Annotated in this window: 1 protein-coding gene; it reads right to left on the bottom strand. The window is 69.7% G+C overall.

What is annotated here, in order from left to right; translation table 11 throughout:
* Positions 1 to 55 precede the first annotated feature (55 nt).
* On the bottom strand, positions 56 to 1,483 hold the full coding sequence (locus GA0115259_RS38205; protein WP_093605215.1) for an ABC1 kinase family protein: 1,428 nt from the start codon (positions 1,481 to 1,483) through the stop codon (positions 56 to 58).
* Positions 1,484 to 1,642 lie beyond the last annotated feature (159 nt).

Below are 1,642 nucleotides of genomic sequence, written 5' to 3'. Positions count from 1 at the left end.
TCAGCCGCTCCCGCGGCGGGCGCTCCCTCACCCAGCCTGATCCAAACGAAAGACCCTAGCTGTCCACCGGCTTCACTGACTCCGTCGCGCCCTGCTGCTCCGGTATGAACGGCTCCGCCGCGAACCCGGGCAGCCAGGCCTCCAGTTCGTCCCTCAGCCGTACCGTCGCATTGAGCTGGCAGAGCACACCGATGGTGCTCAGCGTGACGCGGTGTATCAGCAGATACGACGGCGGAAGATTCAACTGCTTGCCCAACTGATGGGCGGGCGACCGTGGATCCGCTATCCGGGCGGCCTGATCGCGCATCCAGCTCCGGGTGAAGGTGAACTCGTCCACCGCCGCCGGTTCGATGATCGGCAGCAGATAGTCCAGCACCGCGTCCGGGTCGAGATCGATGGACTCCTTGACGAATCCCTCCTCGCGCAGCAGGTCGTACACCGCCTCGGCGTCGTCCTCCAGTGTCAGCCGCAGGGCCTCACCGATGGTGCCGGGAAGCCCGCCCGGCAGCCGGTCCACCGTGCCGAAGTCCAGCACCCCGAGCCGCAGTTCACCGCCCGCACCGCTTTCACCGTCGTCGCCGTCCGTGCCGTCCTCGTCGGAGGCCGCAGGAGGAAGCAGCCGGAAGTTGCCCGGATGCGGATCGGCGTGCAGCAGACCGGTGCGTGCCGGGCCCGAGAAGAGAAACCTGGCCAGGAGCTGTCCCGCCCGGTCGCGCTGCTCGGGCGTCCCGTCGGAGATCACCTCCGACAGCGGTATCCCGTCGATCCACTCCGTCACCAGCACCTGCTCGCCCTGGTGCACCACCTCGGGCACCACCACATCCGGATCGCCCGCGAACTCCGCCGAGTGCTCGCGCTGTGACTCGGCCTCCAGCGCGTAGTCCAGCTCCTCGGAGACGCGGTCGCGCAATTCGGTGATCAGCGGCTTGATGTCCATCCCCGGGATCAGCGGCCCCAGCAGTCTGGCGAACCGGCTGAGCTGTGCCAGATCGGAGAGCAGCGCCTCACCGGCTCCCGGATACTGCACCTTGACCGCGACCTGGCGTCCGTCATGCCAGACCGCCCGGTGCACCTGGCCGATCGACGCGGCGGCCGAGGGCTTGTCCTCGAACTCCAGGAACAGCTCGCGCCACTCCTCGCCGAGCCGCTCCGCCAGCACCGCGTGGACCGTACGGACCGGCATGGGCGGCGCCGCCTCCTGGAGCTTGGTGAGCGCCGCCCGGTAGGGCCCGGCGATCTCCTCGGGCAGCGCCGACTCGAAGACGGACAGCGCCTGCCCGAACTTCATCGCACCGCCCTTCAGCTCGCCGAGCACCTTGAAGAGCTGGTCCGCCGTGCGCTGCTGCAACTCCCTGGCGACGAGCTCCGCGGACTTTCCGCCGATCCGCTTGCCGAGGCCCCAGGTGGCCCGGCCGGCGAAGCCCAGTGGCAGCGTGGCCAGCTTCGCGGTCCGGGTGACCGCCTTCCGGGGAAGATCAGACATGAAGCCCCTCCAAGTCCCAGACAGCCGTGCCGCCTGTGCCGGATACCCGGCCATTGTGTCGTGCGACGCCCTCGTCTCCGCCAGGCGCACCCCTGCGCGGCCTGTCGGCCGCACCACAGGGGCAGTCCGGATGCGGCTCGGTCCGCTCCGCCCGCCCGG

It is taken from the genome of Streptomyces sp. MnatMP-M17 (genome assembly GCF_900091995.1).
Lineage (GTDB): Bacteria > Actinomycetota > Actinomycetes > Streptomycetales > Streptomycetaceae > Streptomyces.
This window is presented reverse-complemented; position numbering and strand designations above follow the sequence as displayed.